Origin of the sequence: Streptomyces sp. NRRL B-24572, from assembly GCF_002156145.1 — a bacterium.
GTDB classification, from domain to species: Bacteria; Actinomycetota; Actinomycetes; order Streptomycetales; family Streptomycetaceae; genus Streptomyces; species Streptomyces vietnamensis.
Genome location: NZ_MWIG01000185.1, coordinates 1 through 4,270, shown reverse-complemented (window position 1 = coordinate 4,270; position 4,270 = coordinate 1). Strand labels below are relative to the sequence as shown.

The 4,270-nt window shown below is 70.7% G+C and carries 5 protein-coding genes; 1 reads left to right on the top strand and 4 read right to left on the bottom strand.

Going from position 1 to position 4,270, the window contains the following annotated elements:
- Positions 1-326: cytosine permease (locus CCN56_RS44445; protein WP_256961925.1), on the top strand; the 326-nt coding region annotated here is incomplete at its 5' end.
- Positions 327-332: 6 nt separating this feature from the next.
- On the opposite strand, the gene CCN56_RS12095 is transcribed toward CCN56_RS44445, so the two are convergent.
- The 4 genes from CCN56_RS12095 to CCN56_RS12085 all read right to left on the bottom strand — a co-directional run bounded on the left by CCN56_RS12095 (position 333) and on the right by CCN56_RS12085 (position 4,125).
- Positions 333-1,424: a branched-chain amino acid aminotransferase gene (locus CCN56_RS12095; RefSeq protein ID WP_086826363.1), complete on the bottom strand. Its 1,092-nt coding sequence runs from the start codon at positions 1,422-1,424 to the stop codon at positions 333-335.
- Positions 1,425-1,681: 257 nt separating this feature from the next.
- Entirely contained in the window at positions 1,682-2,722 is a 1,041-nt protein-coding gene (locus CCN56_RS12090) for a 3-isopropylmalate dehydrogenase (protein WP_086826361.1), read from the bottom strand.
- Positions 2,723-2,802: 80 nt separating this feature from the next.
- Positions 2,803-2,934: a hypothetical protein gene (locus CCN56_RS44440; RefSeq protein WP_256961924.1), complete on the bottom strand. Its 132-nt coding sequence runs from the start codon at positions 2,932-2,934 to the stop codon at positions 2,803-2,805.
- A gap of 231 nt (positions 2,935-3,165) precedes the next feature.
- Positions 3,166-4,125 carry a LysR family transcriptional regulator gene (locus CCN56_RS12085; RefSeq protein ID WP_256961923.1) on the bottom strand — a complete coding sequence of 320 codons (960 nt, stop codon included), beginning with the start codon at positions 4,123-4,125 and terminating at the stop codon, positions 3,166-3,168.
- Positions 4,126-4,270: the final 145 nt, after the last annotated feature.

Sequence of the window (4,270 nt, the reverse complement as noted above, 5' to 3'; positions counted from 1 at the left end):
CCCTGATCGGGCACGCGCGCTGCGGCGGTGCGTACGACCCGGAGGCGCTCCAGGTCTTCAACAACCGCTCGCGCGGCGGCATCTACTGGTACGCGGCGGGCTGGCACCCGCGCGCCACCGTCTCCTGGGCGGTCGGCGCGGCGGTCGGCCTGGCCGCGGTGTCGACGCCGCTCTACGAGGGGCCGCTGCTCGCCCTCACGGGCGGGATCGACTGCAGCTTCGTGTTCTCGGGGATCGTGGGCGGCGCGCTGTACGCCGTCCTGACGCCGAACAGGGCCCCCGAGACCGTGAAGACGGCCCCGGAAGCCCTGGCGGCGACGGAGTAGTTACTCCTACTTGCCGAGCTTATGCATCCAGCCGTGGACGTCCTCGGACTTCCCGGTCTGGATGGCGAGCAGCGCCTCGCGCAGCTTCATCGTGACCTCGCCGGGCTCGCCGCCCGACTGCTGCCACTCGCCCCGGGCGGACTTGACCGTGCCGACCGGGGTGATCACGGCGGCGGTGCCGCAGGCGAAGACCTCGGTGAGGGTGCCGTTCTCGGTGTCGGCCTGCCACTGGTCGATGGAGACGCGGGCCTCCTCGGACTCGTAGCCGAGGTCCTTGGCGACCTTGAGGAGCGAGTCGCGGGTGATGCCGGCGAGCAGCGAACCGGTGAGGGTCGGCGTGACGATCTTGTTGCCGTACACGAAGTACAGGTTCATGCCGCCGAGTTCCTCGACCCACTTGTGCTCGACCGCGTCGAGGTAGCAGACCTGGTCGCAGCCCTTGGCCGCCGCCTCGGCCTGCGCCAACAGGGAGGCCGCGTAGTTGCCGCCGGTCTTGGCGTCGCCCATGCCGCCGGGGACGGCACGGACGCGGTCCTCCGAGGCCCAGATGGAGACGGGCTTCACGCCGCCGGAGAAGTACGGGCCGGCCGGCGAGGCGATGACGACGAAGAGGTACTCGTTGGCCGGGCGGACGCCCAGGCCGACCTCGGTGGCGATCATGAACGGACGCAGGTAGAGCGAGTCCTCGCCGCCGTGCGCCGGGACCCACGCCTCGTCGTGCCGGACGAGCACGTCACAGGCCTCGACGAAGGTCTCGACCGGCAGCTCGGGCATGCCGAGCCGGCGGGCGGAGGCCTGGAAGCGGCGGGCGTTGGCGTCCGGGCGGAAGGTGGCGACGGAGCCGTCGGGGCGGCGGTAGGCCTTCAGGCCCTCGAAGATCTCCTGCGCGTAGTGCAGGACGTTCGTGGCGGGGTCCAGGGAGAGCGGACCGTACGGCACGAGCTGGGCGTCGTGCCAGCCGCGGCCCTCGGTCCACCGGATGGTGACCATGTGGTCGGTGAAGTGGCGGCCGAATCCCGGGTTGGCCAGGATCGCCTCGCGCTCCGCGGCGGACAGCGGGCTGGAGGAGGGCTTGAGCTCGATGGTGGGCGTCGTCATGAGTGCGTGTCCTTCACCGGTTGTGATGGGGAGGACCGCGCGCGCACGTCGCTGTCGGGGACGGCTGTCCCCGACGAGGCGGCGTCGGGCATGCCCGGATGCCGCGGCCCCACGTTCGATTATCGCCCGTGGGGACCGGTGCGGAAAACGGGTGAACGCGGTCCTGAGTTCGGGGGGAGCGCCCGGGGCCGCGCAGAGGAAAGCCGCCGGGCGCTGAATGCGACCCGGCGGCTGCTGCTGATGTCAGTCGGCGCGGGTCAGCTCGCTACTCGCGCGGCGAGCGCGTCGCCGATCTCGTCCGTGGTGCGGACGCTGTCGCCGCGCTCGGTGAGGTCGGCCGCGACGGCCTCCTCGACCCGGGCGGCCTCGGCCTCGTAGCCGAGGTGGCGGAGCAGGAGGGCGACGGAGAGGACGGTGGCCGTGGGGTCGGCCTTGCCCTGGCCCGCGATGTCCGGCGCGGAGCCGTGGACCGGCTCGAACATGGACGGGAACTCGCCGCTCGGGTTGATGTTGCCGGAGGCGGCGACGCCGATGCCGCCGGAGACGGCCGCGGCGAGGTCGGTGATGATGTCGCCGAAGAGGTTGTCGGTGACGATGACGTCGAAGCGGGCCGGGTCGGTGACGAGGAAGATCGTCGCGGCGTCGACGTGCAGGTAGTCGGTCGTGACCTCGGGGAACTCGGCCGCGACCTTGTTGAAGGTGTTCGTCCAGAGGTGGCCGGCGAAGGTCAGCACGTTGTTCTTGTGGACCAGCGTCAGCTTCTTGCGCGGGCGGGCCTGGGCGCGGGCGAAGGCGTCCCGGACCACGCGCTCGACACCGAAGGCGGTGTTGACCGAGACCTCGGTGGCGACCTCGTGCTCGGTGCCCTTGCGGATGGTGCCGCCGTTGCCCGTGTACGGACCCTCGGTGCCCTCGCGGACCACGACGAAGTCGATCTCGGGCTGCCCGGCGAGCGGGGTGGCGACGCCGGGGAGCAGCTTCGAGGGACGCAGGTTCACGTGGTGGTCGAAGGCGAAGCGGAGCTTCAGCAGGAAGCCGCGCTCCAGGACGCCGGACGGCACCGACGGGTCGCCGATGGCGCCGAGCAGGATGGCGTCGTGCCTCTTGAGGGAGTCGAGGTCGGCGTCGGTGAGGGTCTCACCGGTGGCGTGGTAGCGCTTGGCGCCGAAGTCGTACTCCTCGGTCTCCAGCTTCACGTCCTGGGGAAGGACGGCCGAGAGGACCTTGAGGCCCTGGGCCACGACCTCCTGGCCGATGCCGTCGCCGGGAATGACTGCGAGATTGATGCTGTGAGACATGTCGGCACCCTACTCTTCGTCCCATCGTCTGACACGTTACGTCCACCATGTGGACGAACGGACAGCGGACGAGGTGGACGTCAGTGGCCGGTGGAGCCGCCGTTGTCACGGCGGTCGAGGGCGCGCTGGAGGGCGGCGGCGGCGTTCTGGCGGGCCTCGTCGCTGGGACGGTTGACGGAGTGGCGGACGCGGCGGGCGGTCTGAGCGGCCATGAGGGATCGACTCCTTGAGATCATTGGTGATCCGGATGTGCGGAGATCAGCTTGTGATCGAAGGCGCCGGAAGGGGCGGGGAGCGCCGCCGCAGGGGTTGCCTGCACAGGGCGTCGCGCTCTCGACCGCCATTCGCTTGATGAAGCGAGACGTTCGGCTTCTACAAAGCTAAGGGAGGCCTCCTCATCTGTCTCCACAATTACTCGGACTTCCTACTATCTGAGACGGCGGTCAGCCCTCCGTGGTCCGAAGCTCACGGATCAGCGACCGCACGGCGAGGGATTTCGCCAGCTCAGGGGTGGTGACATAGCCGACGGACCGGGTCGGGCGCGCCACCCCGAGATCGGTGATCTCCACCGAGGGCGGCGCTCCGACCAGCGACAGTTCGGGCATCACGGCCATCCCGAAACCACTGCTCACCATCGAGAGCACCGCTCCGTCGTCCTCGGCCTCCACCGTCGCCGCCGGCAGCCACTCCTGGGCGGCCCACCACTCCCGGGTGTACGAGGTGCAGTTCTCCGCCCAGTCGACCAGCGGGAGCGTGCGCGGCGCCGGATGCCCGGCCGGGTGGACGAGCGCGTACCCCTCCTGGAGCAGCACGCCGCCGACCAGCTCCGGCGGCACGGGCGAGGTGGTGCCGAGGGTCGCGATCCCGATGTCGGCCCGTCCGTCGAGGACTTCGCCCGCCGTGCCGCGCCCCAGCTCCCGCACGATCCTCACCTCGGGCACGATCTCCGGGTGACGGGCGGTCAGCCGCTCCAGGGCCCGGGGCAGCAGGTGCAGGGCCGCGCTGCGGAAGACGGCGATGCGCAGCGGGCCGGAGAGGGTTCCGCTCCCGGCACCCCGGACCTCCGCGCCCATCACTTCCAGGAGCCGCAGCACCTGCCGGGCGTGGCCGAGGGCCCGCTCCCCGGCCTCGGTCGGGCGCGCGCCGTTGCGGCCGCGGTCGAAGAGGACGGCGCCGAGCTTGCGTTCGCTCGTGCGGACGGAGTGGGAGACCGCGGACTGGGTCATGCCGAGCAGGGCGGCGGCTGCCGAGAAGCCGCCCTCGCTCCCGACGGCGACGAGGACGCGGAGCTCGCGGGGCGCGAGATCGGTCTTCGCGGGATCGGCCTTCGTGCGATCGGCCTTCGCGGGATCGACCTTCGTGCGATCGACCTTCGTGCGATCGGCCTTCGTGCGATCGGTCATACGGGCTCCCACCTCGAAGTATGAGCGGCATTCATGGATCGGTCGGTTTCATGAAAGCCAACCCCTGCCCGACCACCGGATTCCTTCCTACGGTCTGCGGCATGACGAACGACACCATGATCACCGTCCAGCAGACCGCCCGCCC

Coding starts and splice junctions, on each gene's coding strand:
- CCN56_RS12095 (WP_086826363.1), bottom strand. CDS start 1,424: ATGACGACGCCCACCATCGAGCTCAAGCCCTCCTCCAGCCCGCTGTCC.
- CCN56_RS12090 (WP_086826361.1), bottom strand. CDS start 2,722: ATGTCTCACAGCATCAATCTCGCAGTCATTCCCGGCGACGGCATCGGC.
- CCN56_RS44440 (WP_256961924.1), bottom strand. CDS start 2,934: ATGGCCGCTCAGACCGCCCGCCGCGTCCGCCACTCCGTCAACCGTCCC.
- CCN56_RS12085 (WP_256961923.1), bottom strand. CDS start 4,125: ATGACCGATCGCACGAAGGCCGATCGCACGAAGGTCGATCGCACGAAG.